Below are 15,960 nucleotides of genomic sequence, written 5' to 3'. Positions count from 1 at the left end.
GCGATGCGGGCAGTGGCACAGGATCTGATAGCAAGCAGTGAACAGCGGGTCGTTTTCGGCCTGGGGGTCACTGGGCTGTCCTGTGCGCGTCACCTGTACGGCCAGGGCCTGCCGTTCAGCATCGTCGATACCCGCAGCGCGCCGCCGGAGCTTTCCGTGCTGCGCCGCGAAATGCCCGAGGTGCCGGTGTTCGCCGGCGAGTGGCCGGAGGAATTGCTCACCGGCGCCAGCGAACTGATCGTCAGTCCCGGCGTGGCGCTGGAGCACCCGGCGCTGGCCGCGGCGCGCGCGGCGGGGGTTGAGGTGCTCGGCGATATCGACCTGTTCGTGCGCGAGGCCAGCGCGCCGGTGGTCGGCATTACCGGCTCCAACGCCAAGTCCACCGTCACCGAATTGGTCGGCCGTATGGCGGCGCGCGCTGGGCTGGACGCCGGTGTCGGCGGCAACCTGGGCACGCCGGCGCTGGATCTGCTCGACGCCGCGCGCGACCTCTACGTACTGGAACTGTCCAGCTTCCAGCTGGAGCGCGCCGGCAGCCTGGGCCTGGCCGTTGCCACGGTGCTCAACGTCAGTGCCGATCACCTCGACCGCCACGGCAGCATGCCGCGCTACCACCAGGCCAAGCATCGCATCTTCCGCGGTTGCGAAACCGCGGTGGTGCACCGCGACGACCCGCTGACCATCCCGCCGCTGGCCGAGGGTATGCGGGTGATCAGCTGGCGCCTGGGCGCGCCGGACCTGCGCGATTTCGGCCTGCGCGAGGTGGATGGCGAGGAGTGGATCTGCCACGGTTTCGAGCCGCTGCTGCCGGTGGCGGAGGTGGGTATCACCGGCCGCCACAACCTGGCCAACGCCCTCGCCGCACTGGCCCTGGGCTACGCCGCGGAACTCGACATGCAGCCCATGCTCAGTGCGCTGCGCGATTTCGGCGGCCTGCCGCACCGCTGCCAGCAGGTGGCGGAGATCGCCGGTGTGCGCTATGTGAACGACTCCAAGGGCACCAATATCGGCGCCACCCGCGCTGCGCTGGCCGGCGTCGGCGGTGACCGCGACGTGGTGTTGATTGCCGGTGGCCAGGGCAAGGGCGCGGACTTCGGCGAACTGCGCGACGCGGTGAGCCGCCACTGCCGGCAGGTGCTGCTGCTGGGCGAGGACGCGGCGCTGATCGAGGATGCACTGGCCGGCTGTACGACGCTGCAGCGCGTCAGCGACATGCACGCAGCGGTGAGCGCGGCGGCGCAAGTCGCGCAGCCCGGGGACACCGTGCTGCTGTCACCGGCCTGCGCCAGCCTCGACATGTTCACCGGTTACGCCGCGCGCGGCGCCGCCTTCACCGCGGCTGTGCGCACGCTGGGAGAGCAATCGTGAGCCGCGCCGCCGCGCCTGCCCTGCCTGTCGTTCCGGACCTGGGATTGCTGGTGCCCGCGCTGGCGCTGGTGCTGCTGGGCCTGGTGGCGATTACCTCCGCTTCCATCGAGTACGCGGAACTCAATTACCAGAACAGCTGGTTCCACGCCCTGCGTCACCTGGTGTACATGGCCGCCGCGGCCAGTGTGGCGCTGGTGGTGTACCGCGTGCCGATGCGTTTCTGGGAAACCACCGGCTGGGCCTGGCTGTTCCTCGCCCTGGTGCTGCTGATCCTGGTGCTGATCCCGGGCATCGGCCGCGAAGTCAACGGCAGCCAGCGCTGGCTGCCGCTGGGGCCGTTCACCCTGCAGCCTTCAGAGATCGCCAAGCTGGCGATGATCGTCTACCTGGCCGGTTACATGGTGCGACGCGAGCACGAGGTACGCCACGAGTGGCAGGGTTTCCTCAAGCCGATGGCGGTGCTGTTCGCCGCGACTCTGTTGCTGATGGTGGAGCCGGACTTCGGCGCCACGGTGATCGTCGTAGGCAGCGCCTTCGGCATGCTGTTCCTGGCCGGTGTGCGCCTCGGCCACTTCCTGCTGGTGCTGGCCGGCGCGCTCGGCGCGCTGCTGGTGCTGGTGGTCAGTGAACCCTACCGGGTGGCGCGCCTGACCGCCTACACCGACCCCTGGGCGGACCCCTACGATACCGGCTTCCAGCTGACCCAGTCGCTGATCGCGTTTGGTCGCGGCGAGTGGTTCGGCCTGGGGCTGGGCAACAGTATCCAGAAACTCTTCTACCTGCCCGAGGCGCACACCGACTTCGTGTTCTCGATCTGGGCGGAGGAGACCGGCCTGGTCGGCGCGCTGGGGATGATGGGCCTGTACGTAGCGCTCATCGGCCGCGTGCTGTGGGTGGGCCGCGCCGCCCACCTCGCCAGCTACCCCTTCGGCGCCTATGTCTGCTACGGCGTGGCCCTGGTCTATTCCGGGCAGGCCTTCGTCAACATGGGTGTGAGCAGTGGCCTGCTGCCGACCAAGGGCCTGACCCTGCCGTTCGTGAGCTACGGCGGCACCAGCCTGATTATCTGCTGCGCCATGCTGGCCATGGTGGCGCGTATCGAGCGCGAGATCCGCGCCGGCGGGAGGCGCGCATGAGCACTGCGAGCGCCCCGCGCGTACTGGTCATGGCTGGCGGCACCGGCGGCCATGTGTTCCCCGCGCTCGCCGTTGCTACCGAGCTGCGCAATCGCGGCCTGCAGGTCGAGTGGGTGGGCACCCGGCGCGGCCTCGAGGAGCGCGTCGTACCCGCCGCCGGTTTCGAGCTGCACCACCTGCTTGTGCGCGGTGTGCGCGGCAAGGGCCTGCTCAACCGAGTGCTCGGCGTATTCATGCTGGCGCTGGCCAGCGTGCAGGCCCTGTGGCTGGTGCTGCGCCGCGCACCGGATTGCGTCATCGGCATGGGCGGCTATGTCGCCGGACCCGCTGGCGTCGCGGCCTGGCTGTGCCGCCGTCCGCTGGTGATCCACGAACAGAACGCCGTCGCCGGCACCACCAACCGCATGCTGGCGCCGCTGGCCCGGGTGGTGGTGGCCGGTTTCCCGCGCGCCTTCGCCGGCGAGCGCGAGGTGCAGGTACTGGGCAACCCGCTGCGCGCGGAACTGCTCGCCGCAGCGGCGCAGGTGAACTACGACTACGACGGCTCCCGCCCGCTGCGCCTGCTGGTGCTGGGCGGCAGCCTCGGCGCGCAGCCGATCAATGAAATCCTGCCCACCGTGTTGATGCGCCTGCGCAAGCGGCCGCAGCACGCGGTCGAGCTCTGGCACCAGACCGGCGAGGCCCATGTGCAGGCGGTCACCGATTTGTACGGCAAGCTGCTCGATGAACACGTGCAGGTGGTGCCGTTTATCGCCGACATGGCGCAGGCCTACGCCTGGGCGGACGTGGTGCTGTGTCGCGCCGGCGCGCTCACTGTTGCCGAGCTGGCTGTCATGGGCCGCCCGGCCATCCTGGTGCCGCTGCCCCACGCCATCGACGACCACCAGACCGGCAACGCGCGCGTGCTCGCCGAGTGCGGCGGCGCCATGCTGCTGCGCCAGTCCGAGATGTCCGTGGATACGCTGGTTAAAGCCCTGCGCGGCTACATGGAAAACCCCGAGCGCCTGGCGCGCATGGCCGCGGCCGCCCGCGAGGCGGCGCGGCCCCAGGCCACCGCCCAGGTGGCGGATATCGTGGAGGGCCTCGTCCATGGCGCTTGAAGGCAGTGCCTACGCGGTGCCCGAGATGCGCCGCATCCGCCGCATCTTCATGATCGGTATCGGCGGCTCCGGCATGAGCGGCATCGCCGAGGTGCTGGTCAATCTCGGCTACCAGGTCGCCGGCTCGGACCTGCGCGACAGCGCGGTCACCGCCCACCTGCGCAGCAAGGGGGTGGAAATCCACCTCGGCCACCGCGCCGAAAATGTCGGCGCGGCGGACGTCGTGGTGGCTTCCAGCGCGGTGAACAGCGCCAATCCGGAAGTGGCCTTCGCCCGCGAGGCGCGCATCCCGGTAGTGCCGCGCGCGGAGATGCTGGCGGAGCTGATGCGCTACCGCCACGGCATCGCAGTGGCCGGCACCCATGGCAAGACCACGACGACCAGCCTGATCGCCAGCATCTTCGGCGAGGCCGGCCTGGACCCGACCTTCGTTATCGGCGGCCTGGTCAACAGTGTGGGCAGCCATGCGCAGCTCGGCGCCAGCCGTTTCCTGATCGCCGAGGCGGACGAGAGCGACGCCTCCTTCCTGCACCTGCAGCCGATGGTCACGGTGGTCACCAATATCGAGGCGGACCACATGGACACCTACGGCGGTGACTTCGCCGTGCTGCGCCGCACCTTCCTGGATTTCCTGCACAACCTGCCGTTCTACGGCGTCGCCGTGCTGTGTATCGACGACCCGGTGATCCGCGAACTGCTGCCCGAGGTGAGCCGCCAGGTGATCACCTACGGCTTCGCCGGCGATGCCGACTACCGCATCGATGCACTGAGCCCGTGCGGTCTGGCCACACGCTTTACCGTGCACCGCCCGGCGGGCGAGCCGCTGGCGATTGAACTCAACATGCCCGGCGCGCACAACGCGCTCAACGCCACCGCCGCGGTCGCCGTGGCCTGTGACGAGGGCCTCGAGGACAGCGCCATCCAGCGCGGGCTGGCCGCCTTCGCCGGTGTGGGCCGGCGCTTCAGCTACCTCGGCGAGATGGCCCTGCCCGGTGGCGGCAGCGCGGCCCTGGTCGACGACTACGGCCACCACCCGACCGAGGTGCGAGCCACCCTGGCCTCGGCGCGCCAGGCCTGGCCCGGGCGCCGCGTGGTGATGGTCTACCAGCCGCACCGCTACAGCCGCACCCGCGACCTGTACGAGGATTTCGTCGCCGTGCTCTCGGCCTGCGACGCCCTGGTGCTGCTCGAGGTGTACCCGGCGGGGGAGGAGGCGATTCCCGGGGCGGACAGCCGCAGCCTGAGCCGCAGCATCCGCCAGCGCGGCGAACTGGAACCGGTCTACGCCCGGGGTATCGAGGACGTGCCGCAGATCCTGCGCAGCCTGGTGCAGCCGGATGATGTGGTGATCGCCCAGGGCGCGGGCAATATCGGCTCGCTGGCGCGGGAACTCGCCGGCGGCCTGGCGGTGGAGGGCGACAAGGCATGATCGCAGCACTGGAAAACGCCGTGGTCGGCGTACTCATGGGCGGCACTTCCGCCGAGCGCGAGGTCTCGCTGAACAGCGGGCGCACGGTGGTCGACGCCCTGTGCTCGCTGGGTTACCAGGTGCGCGAAGTGGACCCGGCGGACGCAGACTGGATCGCCCAGCTGGGCGAGGTGGCCTGCGTGTTCAACGCCCTGCACGGCCCCGGCGGCGAGGACGGCTGCATGCAGGGCGCCCTGCAGGCGCTGGGTATTCCCTACACCGGCTCAGGCGTGCTGGGTTCCGCGCTGGCCATGGACAAGCGCCGCAGCAAACAGCTGTGGCAGGGCATTGGCCTGTCTACCGGCGGCTTCGTGGTGCTCGAGGCCGACACCGACTGGCAGGGCGTGATCAACCGTTTCGGCAAGGTGTTCGTCAAACCCGCCTGCGAAGGCTCCAGCATCGGCATGGCGCCGGCCGCGGATGCCGCCGCGCTGGAGGCGGCCTACCGCGCCGCCAGCGGGTTCAGCGGTGGCGTGCTGGCGGAGCAGTTTATCAATGGCCCGGAGTACACGGTGGCGATACTCGGCGACCAGGCGCTGCCCTCGATCCGCATGGAAACCGACCGCGATTTCTACGACTACGAGGCCAAGTACATCTCCGACGACACCCGCTACCACTGCCCCAGCGGCCTGGGCAGTGCGGAAGAGGCAGAACTGGCCGCACTGGCGCTGGCCGCCTTCGACAGCCTGGGCTGTTCGGTGTGGGGACGCGTGGACGCCATGCGCGACGCCGATGGCCGCTTCTACCTGCTGGAAGTGAACACCATCCCCGGCATGACCTCGCACAGCCTGGTGCCGATGGCGGCGCGCAAGGCGGGCCTGGAAGTGCCGCAACTGGTTGAGCGCATTCTCGAACTCAGCCTGGCGGGGGGGCAATAGCATGGGCGTCGCCATCCGCCTGCCCACCCTGCGCCGCGCGCCGCAATCGCGCCGTCCGCGCAGTGGTGAAAAAGACCGGCCTGCTGCGCGCAAGGCGCGTGTGGAACAGCCGGGCAGGGCACGCGTGGAACAGCCGCGGCGGGCGCGCGACGAACAGCCGCGGCAGAAAACCCAGGCGGCGAAGCGTGCAGGGAATGCCCATGGCGCCACGCGCAAGGCGGCGCCCGCAGCCGAGCGGGCCCCGCGCAGCTTCCGCTGGCTGGAGCGCATTTTCATCCTGCTCGCGGTCGGCGTGGTACTCGCCGCCGGCCTCAAGGGCTGGATCGCGCTGCAGAGCCGTCCGGTGCAGCAGATCACGGTGACCGGCGAGCTGGCGCACACGCGGCCCGAGGCGGTGCGCGAGATGGTCGAGCCGGAACTGGCCGGCGGCTTTATCGGTGCGGACCTGGGCGAACTCAGCCAGCGGCTGGAGGCCCTGCCCTGGGTTTACCGCGCCAGCGTGCGCCGGGTGTGGCCGAATTCGCTGGAAATCAGCATCGCCGAGCAGCTACCTATCGCGCGCTGGGGCGAGGGCGGTTTTCTCAACCACCAGGGCGAGATCTTCCAGCCCGCCGCGGAACAGGGCTGGGAATCGCTGCCGCAACTGCGCGGCCCGGATCGCGCAGCACCGACACTGATGCGCACCTACCAGCGCCTGGTCGAGTTGCTGGCGCCGCTGGGCCTGGACGTCACCGAGCTGTCGTGCAACGAGCGCGGCGAGATCGCCGCGGTGCTCAGCGGCGGCCAGACACTGGTGATCGGCGGCACGGATTTTCTCGAGCGCATGCAGCGCTTCGCCGCGGTGTACCGGGCGGAACTGGCGGCGCAGATGGACAGCGTGGAGCGCATCGACCTGCGCTACGCACACGGGATCGCGGTGGCATTCCTGCCGCCGGCGGAGCCCGCCGAAGACACCACAGACGATAACGGCAAGGTTTAGGGGAGACACTGCCATGGGCAGCGCGCAGGACAAACGCATGATCGTCGGCCTCGACATCGGCACCTCCAAGGTGGTGGCGATCGTCGGCGAGATCGGCCCCGAGGGCGACATCGAGGTCGTCGGCATCGGCTCGCACCCCTCCAAGGGCCTGAAGAAAGGCGTGGTGGTGAATATCGAATCCACCGTGCAGTCCATCCAGCGCGCAGTGGAAGAGGCCGAGCTGATGGCCGGCTGCCAGATTCACTCGGTGTTCGCAGGCATTGCCGGCAGCCACATCCGCAGCCTGAATTCCCACGGCATCGTCGCCATCAAGGACAAGGAAGTGTTCGGCCACGACCTGGAGCGGGTGATCGACGCCGCCCAGGCGGTGGCGATTCCCGCCGACCAGAAAGTGCTGCACATCCTGCCCCAGGAATACGTGATCGATAACCAGGAGGGCATCAAGGAGCCGCTGGGCATGTCCGGTGTGCGCCTGGAGGCGAAGGTCCACCTGGTGACCTGCGCGGTGAACGCGGCGCAGAACATCGAGAAATGCATCCGCCGCTGCGGCCTGGATGTGGAGGAGATCATTCTCGAACAGCTCGCCTCGAGCTATTCGGTGCTGACCGAGGACGAGCGCGAACTCGGCGTGTGCATGGTGGACATCGGTGGCGGCACCACCGATATCGCCATCTTCACCGAGGGCTCGATCCGCCACACCGGGGTGATCCCGATCGCCGGCGACCAGGTCACCAACGACATCGCCATGGCCCTGCGCACGCCGACCCAGCATGCAGAGGAGATCAAGATCAAGTACGCCTGCGCGCTGACCCAGCTGGCCGGGCCGGACGAGACCATCAAGGTGCCCAGCGTCGGCGACCGCCCGCCGCGCGACCTCTCCCGCCAGTCCCTGGCCGAGGTGGTGGAGCCGCGCTACGACGAGCTGTTCACGCTGGTGCAGGCGGAGCTGCGCCGCTCCGGTTTCGAGGACATGGTGCCCGCGGGCATCGTGCTCACCGGCGGTACCTCCAAGATGGAGGGCGTGGTGGAACTGGCGGAAGAGATATTCCATATGCCGGTGCGGGTCGGTTACCCGCAGACGGTACAGGGTTTGAACGACATCGTACGCAACCCGATCTACGCGACCAGCGTGGGCCTGTTGCTGTACGGCCTGGACCACAGCGAGCAGCTGGGCGGCAGCCCGGCGCGCGCGGCGGCTCCGGGAGAGAGTTGGCTCGGCCGCATGAAAGCCTGGCTGGCCAGTAATTTTTAATTCGGAAAGTTATATCAATCGCAATACACCGCGCTCGCGCGGCAACGCAAAAAGGGGAGCAAGACCATGTTCGAACTGATCGACAACGTACCGTCAAATGCAGTGATAAAAGTCATCGGCATCGGCGGTGGCGGCGGCAACGCCGTCAAGCACATGATCGCCAACTCGGTGGAAGGCGTGGATTTCATCTGCGCCAACACCGACGCCCAGGCACTGTCGGATATCGCCTCCAAGACGGTCCTGCAGCTGGGCGGTGACATCACCAAGGGTCTCGGCGCCGGCGCCAACCCGGAAATCGGCCGCGCCGCGGCACTGGAAGACCGCGAGCGCATCTCCGAGGCCCTGCGCGGTGCCGACATGGTGTTCATCACCGCCGGCATGGGTGGCGGTACCGGCACCGGCGGCGCGCCGGTGGTCGCCGAGGTGGCGCGTGAGATGGGCATCCTCACCGTCGCGGTGGTGACCCGACCGTTCCCCTTCGAGGGCAAGAAGCGCCTGAAAATCGCCATGGAGGGGATCGGCGAACTGCAGCAGCACGTGGACTCGCTGATCACCATTCCCAACGAAAAACTGCTCGAGGTGCTGGGCAAAAATACCAGTCTGATCGATGCATTCAAGGAGGCGAATGATGTATTGTTGGGCGCTGTTCAGGGCATTGCCGACCTGATTATCCGTCCCGGCATGATCAACGTCGACTTCGCCGACGTGCGCACCGTGATGTCGGAAATGGGTATGGCGATGATGGGCACGGGCTCCGCCCGCGGCGAGAATCGCGCCCGCGAAGCGGCGGAACGCGCGATCAACAGCCCGCTCCTGGACGACATCGATTTGCAGGGTGCACGCGGTATCCTGGTTAACATCACCGCGGGCCTCGATCTCGCCCTGGGCGAATTCGCCGAAGTGGGCGACACTATCGAGGAGTTTGCATCCGAGGAAGCGACGGTTGTGGTGGGCACGGTCATTGAACCCGAGATGACTGACGAGATCAAAGTCACGGTTGTTGCCACCGGACTTGGCGCCCAGGCCGCACGATCCCCCCTGCAGGTGGTCGACACCGCGCCCAAGCCCGCCCCCGCTGCCACCCCTGACGAAGAGCCCAATTACGCGGAGCTCGATCGTCCGGCGGTGCAGCGTCGGCAGCGGGCGGCCGGTGGCCATTCGGCGGCAGTCGCACAGGCGGACGACGAGTATTTCGATATACCCGCGTTCCTGCGTCGCCAGGCGGACTGAGGGTCGTATCCCGCGGGCTGAACCCCGCACCGACCCGGACCGCGCGGTGCATTACGGTTTAGGTTGGAGTGGACATGATTCGACAGCGCACACTGGCAAGCACGATATCTGCGAGTGGCGTCGGTTTGCACACGGGCAGCGAGGTCTCGCTGACCCTGGCGCCGGCGCCGGTCGATACGGGTATCGTCTTTTGTCGCACGGACCTGGATCCGCAGCGGGAGTTTCCCGCGCGGGCGGAAAATGTCGGCGATACCATGCTTTCCACCAGCCTCTGTGCGGGCGGCGAGCGGGTGTCGACGGTGGAGCACCTGATGGCGGCGTTCGCCGGGCTGGGCATCGACAATGCCCGGGTCGAGGTGAGCGCCCCGGAGGTGCCAATCATGGACGGCAGTGCCGGCCCATTCGTGGGCCTGATCCAGGCTGCCGGCATTGCCGAACAGGACGCGCTGAAGAAGTTCATGCGGATCAAGCGCAAGGTCACGGTCGAGGACGGCGACTCGGTAGCCAGCTTCCTCCCCTTTGATGGCTTCAAGGTCGCCTTTACCATCGACTTCGACCACCCCGTGTTCCGCGACCGCTCCGCCCACGCGGATGTCGATTTTGCCACCAGCTCCTTCGCCCGCGAGGTCAGCCGCGCGCGCACCTTCGGTTTCATGCACGAGATCGAGTACCTGCGCTCGCGCGGCCTGGCCCGCGGCGGCAGCGTCGACAACGCCATCGTCCTCGACGAGTACCGCATCCTCAACCGCGACGGCCTGCGCTACGACGACGAGTTCGTGCGCCACAAGGTGCTCGACGCCATCGGCGACCTGCACCTGCTGGGCTACAACCTGATCGGCGAGTACCGCGCCTACAAGTCCGGCCACGCCCTCAACAATACCGCCGCCCGGGCCCTGCTGGCCCAGCCGGATACCTGGGAACTGGTCACCTTCGACGGTGACGTCCACGCCCCGGTGCGCTTCGCCAGCGACGCCCAGGCCGCGGCCTGAATCCCCCGGGCGGGGAACTTGAGGCCCCGCCTGTGCACCATTTCACAGACCGGCATGGTCGGGCATGGCCTTTGCTAGGGAACTGTGGCATAGTTCCCGGCCGTTTCACCTGCGAACGCCTGCATGCGAGTCATCCTTGTCAGCCGCAAGCAAGGTGCGCAGCGCTCGGTCGAACTCGGCCGCTGGTCGCGCGCTTTGCTCTCCCTCTGTTGCCTGGGTTTACCCCTGGGTATGGTGGGTGGTGGCTACCTGTGGGGGCATGCGGACGCGGCGGACAACCTTCGTGGCGAAGCCCTCGACAGCATGCAGGATGAACTCGAGCGGCAGGCCGAGGAACTCGCCGGCCTGCGCAACCAGGCGCAGAGCCAGGTCCAGGCACTCACCGTGAACCTCGCCGAGTTGCAGGCGCGCATGACCCGCCTGGACGCCCTGGGCGAGCACCTCACCACCATGGCCGGGCTGGAAGACGGCGAGTTCGACTTCAGCCAGCCGGCCGCCGTGGGTGGCCCCCTCGGTGGTGAATTCAATGTCGAATACGGCACCGGCGACCTGCTCGCCGAACTCGGCCTGTTCCAGGCGCAACTGGCAGACCGCGAACAGCAGCTGGAGATTCTCGGCGCCCTGCTCGCCAACCGCCGCCTGGACGAGGAGAGCTGGGTATCCGGCCGCCCCGTCGAGAAGGGCTGGATCTCCTCCTATTACGGCAAGCGCACCGACCCTTTCAGCGGCAAGCCCGCCTTCCACCACGGCATCGATTTCGCCGGCAAGGAAGGTTCCAACATCCTGGCGGTGGCCGCCGGGGTAGTGACCTGGACCGGCAGCAAGCCCGGCTACGGCAACCTGGTGGAGATTTCCCACGAGGATGGCTTCGTCACCCGCTATGCCCACAACAAATCGCTGCTGGTAAAAGCCGGCGACGTGGTGCGCAAGGGCGAGCCGATTGCCCTGATGGGTTCCACCGGCCGTTCCACCGGCGCCCACGTCCATTACGAAGTCTACAAACACGGTCGTTCGGTCGACCCCTCGAGCTACGTGCGACGCACCCGTCGCTGAATTCCCGATTTCCCGCTATAGTTCGGTCCCGCCCGTCCTGTTTGGTCCGGCGGGTTGTCCTGTATACACGACACACTGAATCGCAATGATTGATAAAACCCTGAAAAAGATATTTGGCACCCGCAACGACCGCGAGTTGAAGCGCATCGGCAAGATGGTCAGGCAGATCAACGCCCTGGCCGAGGACACCGCCGCGCTGAGCGACGCGGATCTGGCCGGGCGCACCGCCCAGTTCCGCCAGCGCCTGGAGGCGGGCGAATCCCTGGATGCCATTCTCCCGGAGGCCTTCGCCGTGGTGCGCGAGGCCGGCCAGCGCGTGCTCGGCATGCGCCACTTCGACGTACAGCTGGTTGGCGGCATCGCCCTGCACGAGGGCAAGATCGCCGAGATGCGCACCGGTGAGGGCAAGACCCTGGTGGCCACGCTGCCCGCGTACCTGAACGCCCTGAGTGGCGGCGGGGTGCACCTGGTGACGGTCAACGACTACCTGGCCAGCCGCGATGCCGGCTGGATGGGGCCGCTGTACAACTTCCTCGGCGTGACCGTCGGCGTTATCCGCTCCGGCCAGAGCCAGGATGAAAAACGCGCCGCCTACGCCTGCGACATTATCTACGGCACCAACAATGAGTTTGGCTTCGACTACCTGCGCGACAACATGGCCTTCAGCCTCGAGGGCCGCAGCCAGGGACCGCTGAACTTCGCCATCGTCGACGAGGTGGACTCCATCCTGATCGACGAGGCGCGCACGCCGCTGATCATCTCCGGCGCCTCCGAGGACAGCTCCGAGCTCTACCGCCACATCAACAAGATCATCCCGATGATGCGGCGCCAGCCGGAAGAGGGCGAGGAGGGCGAGTCCGGGCACTTCACCGTGGACGAAAAGCAGCGCCAGGTGGAACTGACCGAGGAGGGCCACGAATTCGTCGAGGAGGTGCTGATCCGCGAGGGCCTGCTGCAGGAGGGCGAGAGCCTGTACGCGGCGACCAACCTGTCGCTGCTGCACCACGTGCACTCCGGCCTGCGCGCGCACATCCTGTTCCACCGCGACGTGGAGTACATCGTACAGGGCGACCAGGTGGTGCTGATCGACGAGCACACCGGCCGCACCATGCCCGGCCGACGCCTGTCCGAGGGCCTGCACCAGGCCATCGAAGCGAAAGAGGGCGTGTCCATCCAGAGCGAGAGCCAGACCCTCGCCTCGACCACCTTCCAGAACTACTTCCGCCTCTACGACAAGCTGTCCGGCATGACCGGTACAGCGGACACCGAGGCCTACGAGTTCCGCCAGATCTATGGCCTGGAAGTGCTGGTCATCCCGACCAACAAGCCGGCCCAGCGCAAGGACCTCAACGACCTGGTCTATCTCTCGCGCGAGGAGAAGTTCGACGCCATCGTCGCCGACGTGAAGTCCTGCATCGAGAACAAGGCGCCGGTGCTGGTCGGCACCGCCTCGGTGGAGACCTCCGAGGAACTCTCGGCGCGTTTCCGCAAGGCGAAGATTGAGCACAAGGTGCTCAACGCTAAATACCACGAGCAGGAGGCGGAGATCATCGCCCAGGCCGGCCGCCCCGGCGTGGTGACCATCGCCACCAACATGGCCGGCCGCGGTACCGACATCGTGCTCGGCGGCAACCTGGACGCGGAGCTCGCCGCCGCCGGCGAGATCAGCGAGGAGCGCCGCGCCGAGCTGCGCGCGGCCTGGGATCAGCGCCACCAGCAGGTGCTGGAGTCTGGCGGCCTGCACATCCTCGGCACCGAGCGCCACGAGTCACGGCGCATCGACAACCAGCTGCGCGGCCGCGCCGGTCGCCAGGGCGACCCCGGTGTATCGCGCTTCTACCTCTCGCTGGAAGACAGCCTGATGCGTATCTTCGCCTCCGACCGGGTGAAGAACTTCATGCAGGCCCTGGGCATGGAGAAGGGCGAGGCGATCGAGCACCGCATGGTGACCAACGCCATCGAGAAAGCGCAGCGCAAGGTCGAGGGCCGCAACTTCGATATCCGCAAGCAGCTGCTCGAGTACGACGACGTGGCCAACGACCAGCGCCAGGTCATCTACCAGCAGCGCAACGAGCTGCTCACGGAGGCCGACGTCTCCGAGACCATCACCGCCATCCGCGCCGATGTGCTCAACGACGCCATCAGCAATTACATTCCGCCAATGAGCGTGGAAGAACAGTGGGACGTGCCGGGCCTGGAGAAAATGCTGGAGGCGGAGTTCGCGCTCTCGGTGCCGGTGCGCCAGTGGCTCGAGGAGGACAAGAACCTGCACGAGGAGTCCCTGCGCCAGCGTATCCTCGAGGCCCTGGAGGCCAACTACGCAGCCAAGTGTGAGGTGGTCGGCCCGGACATGCGCAAGATCGAGAAGCAGATCATGCTGCAGGTGCTGGACACCCTGTGGAAGGAACACCTGGCGACCATGGACCACCTGCGCCAGGGCATCCACCTGCGCGCCTACGCCCAGAAAAACCCCAAGCAGGAGTACAAGCGCGAATCCTTCGAGCTGTTCCAGGAACTGCTCAGCAACCTGAAGATCGAGGTGATCCGCTTCCTCAGCCACGTGCAGGTGGCGCGCCCGGACGAGGCGGAGCTGATCGAGCAGCGCCGCCGTGAGGCCGCGGAGCGCGAGCGCCTGGCCTTCCAGCACGCCGAGGCCTCGGCACTGGCGGCGGAACCGGCGCCGGAGGCGGCAGAAGCCATGCCGCAGGCTGCCGCGCCGGAAACCTTCGTGCGCGAACAGCCCAAGGTCGGCCGCAACGATCCCTGCCCCTGCGGCAGCGGCAAGAAATACAAGCAGTGCCACGGGAAACTGTAGCGAGGAGACACAGGCGATGGCAGTAGGTGAGGGCGCTCTGCCCGAGTTGTATCCGGTTCCCGGCCTGCGCCTGGCTACCGTCAGCGCGGGCATCAAGAAGCCCGGGCGCCGCGATGTCGTGGTCATGGAACTCGCCGCCGGCGCGACCTGCGCAGGCGTATTCACCCGCAACGCGTTCTGTGCCGCGCCGGTGACCCTGTCCCGGCGCCACCTGGCGCAAACCAGTGGCGCGGTGCGCTACCTGCTGACCAACACCGGCAATGCCAACGCCGGCACCGGCGAGCGCGGCATGGCCGATGCCCAGCGCTGCTGCGAGCTGCTGGGTGACGCGGCGGGGGTGCCGGTCGAGGCGGTGCTGCCTTTTTCTACAGGGGTGATCGGTGAACCGCTGCCGGTGGCGAAGATCGAGGCGGTGCTGCCCACAGCGCTGGCCGAACTGGACGCCGATGGCTGGGCCGCCGCGGCCAGCGGCATCATGACCACTGACACCCGCCCCAAGGGCCACTCCCTGCGCTTCCACTGCGAGGGCCGTGACTACGTGGTCACCGGTATCGCCAAGGGCGCCGGTATGATCCGGCCGAACATGGCGACCATGCTCGGCTATATCGCCACCGATGCCGCGGTGGAGCGCGAGGTACTGCAGGGCATCATCAGCCGTGCCGCGGAACTGTCGTTCAATCGCATCACCGTGGATGGCGATACCTCGACCAACGACGCCTGCGTGCTGGTGGCCACCGGTGCCGCCGGCAACTCCCCGCTCTCCGATACCTCGTCGCCGCTGTTCGCCGCGCTGGCCGAGGCGGTGGAGAGCGTGTGCGTCAACCTCGCCCAGGGCCTGGTGCGCGACGGCGAGGGCGCCAGCAAGTTCGTCACCGTGCAGGTCGATGGCGGTCGCGACGAGCAGGAGTGCCTGGACGTGGCCTTTACCATCGCCCATTCACCCCTGGTGAAAACCGCCCTGTTCGCCTCCGACCCCAACTGGGGGCGGCTGCTGGCGGCGATCGGGCGCGCCGGGCTGGAGGACCTCGACGTCAACCTCGTCGGCGTCTACCTCAACGATGTGCTGATCGCCGAGCGCGGCTGTCGCGCCGCCAGCTATACCGAGGAGCAGGGCGTCGCGGCGATGAAACCCGAGGAGATCGTCATTCGCATCGAACTGGCACGCGGCGCGGCCAGCGCCAGCGTCTGGACCACCGACTTCTCTTACGACTACGTGCGCATCAACGCGGAATACCGGTCCTGAAATGAGTGCTGGTTCTGACGCTGCCGCCGTGCATGTTGCGGTGGCGGTGATCCTGGATACGGATGGTCGCGTGCTGCTCACCCGCCGTGCCGACGACGCCCACCAGGGCGGCCTCTGGGAGTTTCCCGGCGGCAAGCTGGAGGCGGGCGAATCCCTGGCCGAGGGCCTCGGTCGCGAGTTGCGCGAGGAGCTGGGGATCCAGCCGACCCGCACATCCGCCCTGCTGGAAGTGCGCCACGACTACGGCGACAAGCAGGTCCTGCTCGATGTTCACGTGGTGTGGGAGTTCGCCGGTGAGCCGCGTGCGCTGGAGGGACAGCCGATGCGCTGGGTCGATGTGGGACAGCTGCGCGAGCACGCCTTTCCCGCCGCCAACCAGCCTATCGTCGCCGCGGTTGAGTTGCTATCGCTGCCTGCGGCAAGTACCGGCGGGGACGCGGGGCAGTAAC

At 67.7% G+C, this 15,960-nt stretch carries 13 protein-coding genes; all 13 read left to right on the top strand.

The genetic code is table 11. The features are described from left to right. Positions 1-3: 3 nt before the first annotated feature. The 13 genes from murD to mutT all read left to right on the top strand — a co-directional run bounded on the left by murD (position 4) and on the right by mutT (position 15,959). The gene (gene murD, locus E4634_RS07975) at positions 4-1,368 is read left to right on the top strand and encodes a UDP-N-acetylmuramoyl-L-alanine--D-glutamate ligase (protein WP_135442568.1); all 1,365 of its coding nucleotides are present in this window, start codon (positions 4-6) and stop codon (positions 1,366-1,368) included. Further along, the gene (gene ftsW / locus E4634_RS07970) at positions 1,365-2,504 is read left to right on the top strand and encodes a putative lipid II flippase FtsW (RefSeq protein WP_240725121.1); all 1,140 of its coding nucleotides are present in this window, start codon (positions 1,365-1,367) and stop codon (positions 2,502-2,504) included. The genes murD and ftsW overlap by 4 nt, the downstream gene beginning before the upstream one ends. After that, positions 2,501-3,604 carry an undecaprenyldiphospho-muramoylpentapeptide beta-N-acetylglucosaminyltransferase gene (gene murG / locus E4634_RS07965; RefSeq protein ID WP_206046830.1) on the top strand — a complete coding sequence of 368 codons (1,104 nt, stop codon included), beginning with the start codon at positions 2,501-2,503 and terminating at the stop codon, positions 3,602-3,604. Before ftsW ends, murG begins: the two co-directional genes overlap by 4 nt. Beyond that, on the top strand, positions 3,594-5,033 hold the full coding sequence (murC, locus tag E4634_RS07960) for a UDP-N-acetylmuramate--L-alanine ligase (RefSeq protein WP_135442565.1): 1,440 nt from the start codon (positions 3,594-3,596) through the stop codon (positions 5,031-5,033). Before murG ends, murC begins: the two co-directional genes overlap by 11 nt. Next, positions 5,030-5,950: a D-alanine--D-alanine ligase gene (locus E4634_RS07955; protein WP_135442563.1), complete on the top strand. Its 921-nt coding sequence runs from the start codon at positions 5,030-5,032 to the stop codon at positions 5,948-5,950. Before murC ends, E4634_RS07955 begins: the two co-directional genes overlap by 4 nt. A 1-nt stretch (position 5,951) precedes the next feature. Next, positions 5,952-6,929 carry a cell division protein FtsQ/DivIB gene (locus E4634_RS07950; protein ID WP_135442561.1) on the top strand — a complete coding sequence of 326 codons (978 nt, stop codon included), beginning with the start codon at positions 5,952-5,954 and terminating at the stop codon, positions 6,927-6,929. A 13-nt stretch (positions 6,930-6,942) separates the two neighbouring features. After that, positions 6,943-8,181, top strand: a complete 1,239-nt coding sequence (ftsA, locus tag E4634_RS07945) for a cell division protein FtsA (RefSeq protein ID WP_135442559.1) — start codon at positions 6,943-6,945, stop codon at positions 8,179-8,181. 66 nt (positions 8,182-8,247) lie between these two features. Then, positions 8,248-9,411 carry a cell division protein FtsZ gene (ftsZ, locus tag E4634_RS07940; RefSeq protein ID WP_135442556.1) on the top strand — a complete coding sequence of 388 codons (1,164 nt, stop codon included), beginning with the start codon at positions 8,248-8,250 and terminating at the stop codon, positions 9,409-9,411. 74 nt (positions 9,412-9,485) lie between these two features. Further along, positions 9,486-10,400: a UDP-3-O-acyl-N-acetylglucosamine deacetylase gene (gene lpxC / locus E4634_RS07935; RefSeq protein ID WP_135442554.1), complete on the top strand. Its 915-nt coding sequence runs from the start codon at positions 9,486-9,488 to the stop codon at positions 10,398-10,400. A 123-nt stretch (positions 10,401-10,523) separates the two neighbouring features. Continuing rightward, complete coding sequence (locus E4634_RS07930; protein WP_135442552.1) at positions 10,524-11,453, top strand: M23 family metallopeptidase; 930 nt, start codon at positions 10,524-10,526, stop codon at positions 11,451-11,453. A gap of 85 nt (positions 11,454-11,538) precedes the next feature. Beyond that, on the top strand, positions 11,539-14,268 hold the full coding sequence (secA, locus tag E4634_RS07925; RefSeq protein WP_135442550.1) for a preprotein translocase subunit SecA: 2,730 nt from the start codon (positions 11,539-11,541) through the stop codon (positions 14,266-14,268). A gap of 16 nt (positions 14,269-14,284) precedes the next feature. Beyond that, complete coding sequence (gene argJ, locus E4634_RS07920; RefSeq protein WP_135442548.1) at positions 14,285-15,511, top strand: bifunctional glutamate N-acetyltransferase/amino-acid acetyltransferase ArgJ; 1,227 nt, start codon at positions 14,285-14,287, stop codon at positions 15,509-15,511. Position 15,512: 1 nt separating this feature from the next. Beyond that, positions 15,513-15,959 (top strand): 8-oxo-dGTP diphosphatase MutT, encoded by a 447-nt coding sequence (gene mutT, locus E4634_RS07915; protein WP_135442546.1) that lies wholly within the window; start codon positions 15,513-15,515, stop codon positions 15,957-15,959. Position 15,960 lies beyond the last annotated feature (1 nt).

This window comes from Mangrovimicrobium sediminis (assembly GCF_004745945.1).
Classification (GTDB): domain Bacteria; phylum Pseudomonadota; class Gammaproteobacteria; order Pseudomonadales; family Halieaceae; genus Mangrovimicrobium; species Mangrovimicrobium sediminis.
Note: the sequence above shows the minus strand (reverse complement) of the source record. Positions and strands in the feature narration are given on the sequence as shown.

Bases quoted from the DNA above. Each gene is read 5' to 3' on its own strand.
- murD (WP_135442568.1), top strand. From the start codon at position 4: ATGCGGGCAGTGGCACAGGATCTGATAGCAAGCAGTGAACAGCGGGTC.
- murG (WP_206046830.1), top strand. From the start codon at position 2,501: ATGAGCACTGCGAGCGCCCCGCGCGTACTGGTCATGGCTGGCGGCACC.
- murC (WP_135442565.1), top strand. From the start codon at position 3,594: ATGGCGCTTGAAGGCAGTGCCTACGCGGTGCCCGAGATGCGCCGCATC.
- E4634_RS07955 (WP_135442563.1), top strand. From the start codon at position 5,030: ATGATCGCAGCACTGGAAAACGCCGTGGTCGGCGTACTCATGGGCGGC.
- E4634_RS07950 (WP_135442561.1), top strand. From the start codon at position 5,952: ATGGGCGTCGCCATCCGCCTGCCCACCCTGCGCCGCGCGCCGCAATCG.
- ftsA (WP_135442559.1), top strand. From the start codon at position 6,943: ATGGGCAGCGCGCAGGACAAACGCATGATCGTCGGCCTCGACATCGGC.
- ftsZ (WP_135442556.1), top strand. From the start codon at position 8,248: ATGTTCGAACTGATCGACAACGTACCGTCAAATGCAGTGATAAAAGTC.
- lpxC (WP_135442554.1), top strand. From the start codon at position 9,486: ATGATTCGACAGCGCACACTGGCAAGCACGATATCTGCGAGTGGCGTC.
- E4634_RS07930 (WP_135442552.1), top strand. From the start codon at position 10,524: ATGCGAGTCATCCTTGTCAGCCGCAAGCAAGGTGCGCAGCGCTCGGTC.
- secA (WP_135442550.1), top strand. From the start codon at position 11,539: ATGATTGATAAAACCCTGAAAAAGATATTTGGCACCCGCAACGACCGC.
- argJ (WP_135442548.1), top strand. From the start codon at position 14,285: ATGGCAGTAGGTGAGGGCGCTCTGCCCGAGTTGTATCCGGTTCCCGGC.
- mutT (WP_135442546.1), top strand. From the start codon at position 15,513: ATGAGTGCTGGTTCTGACGCTGCCGCCGTGCATGTTGCGGTGGCGGTG.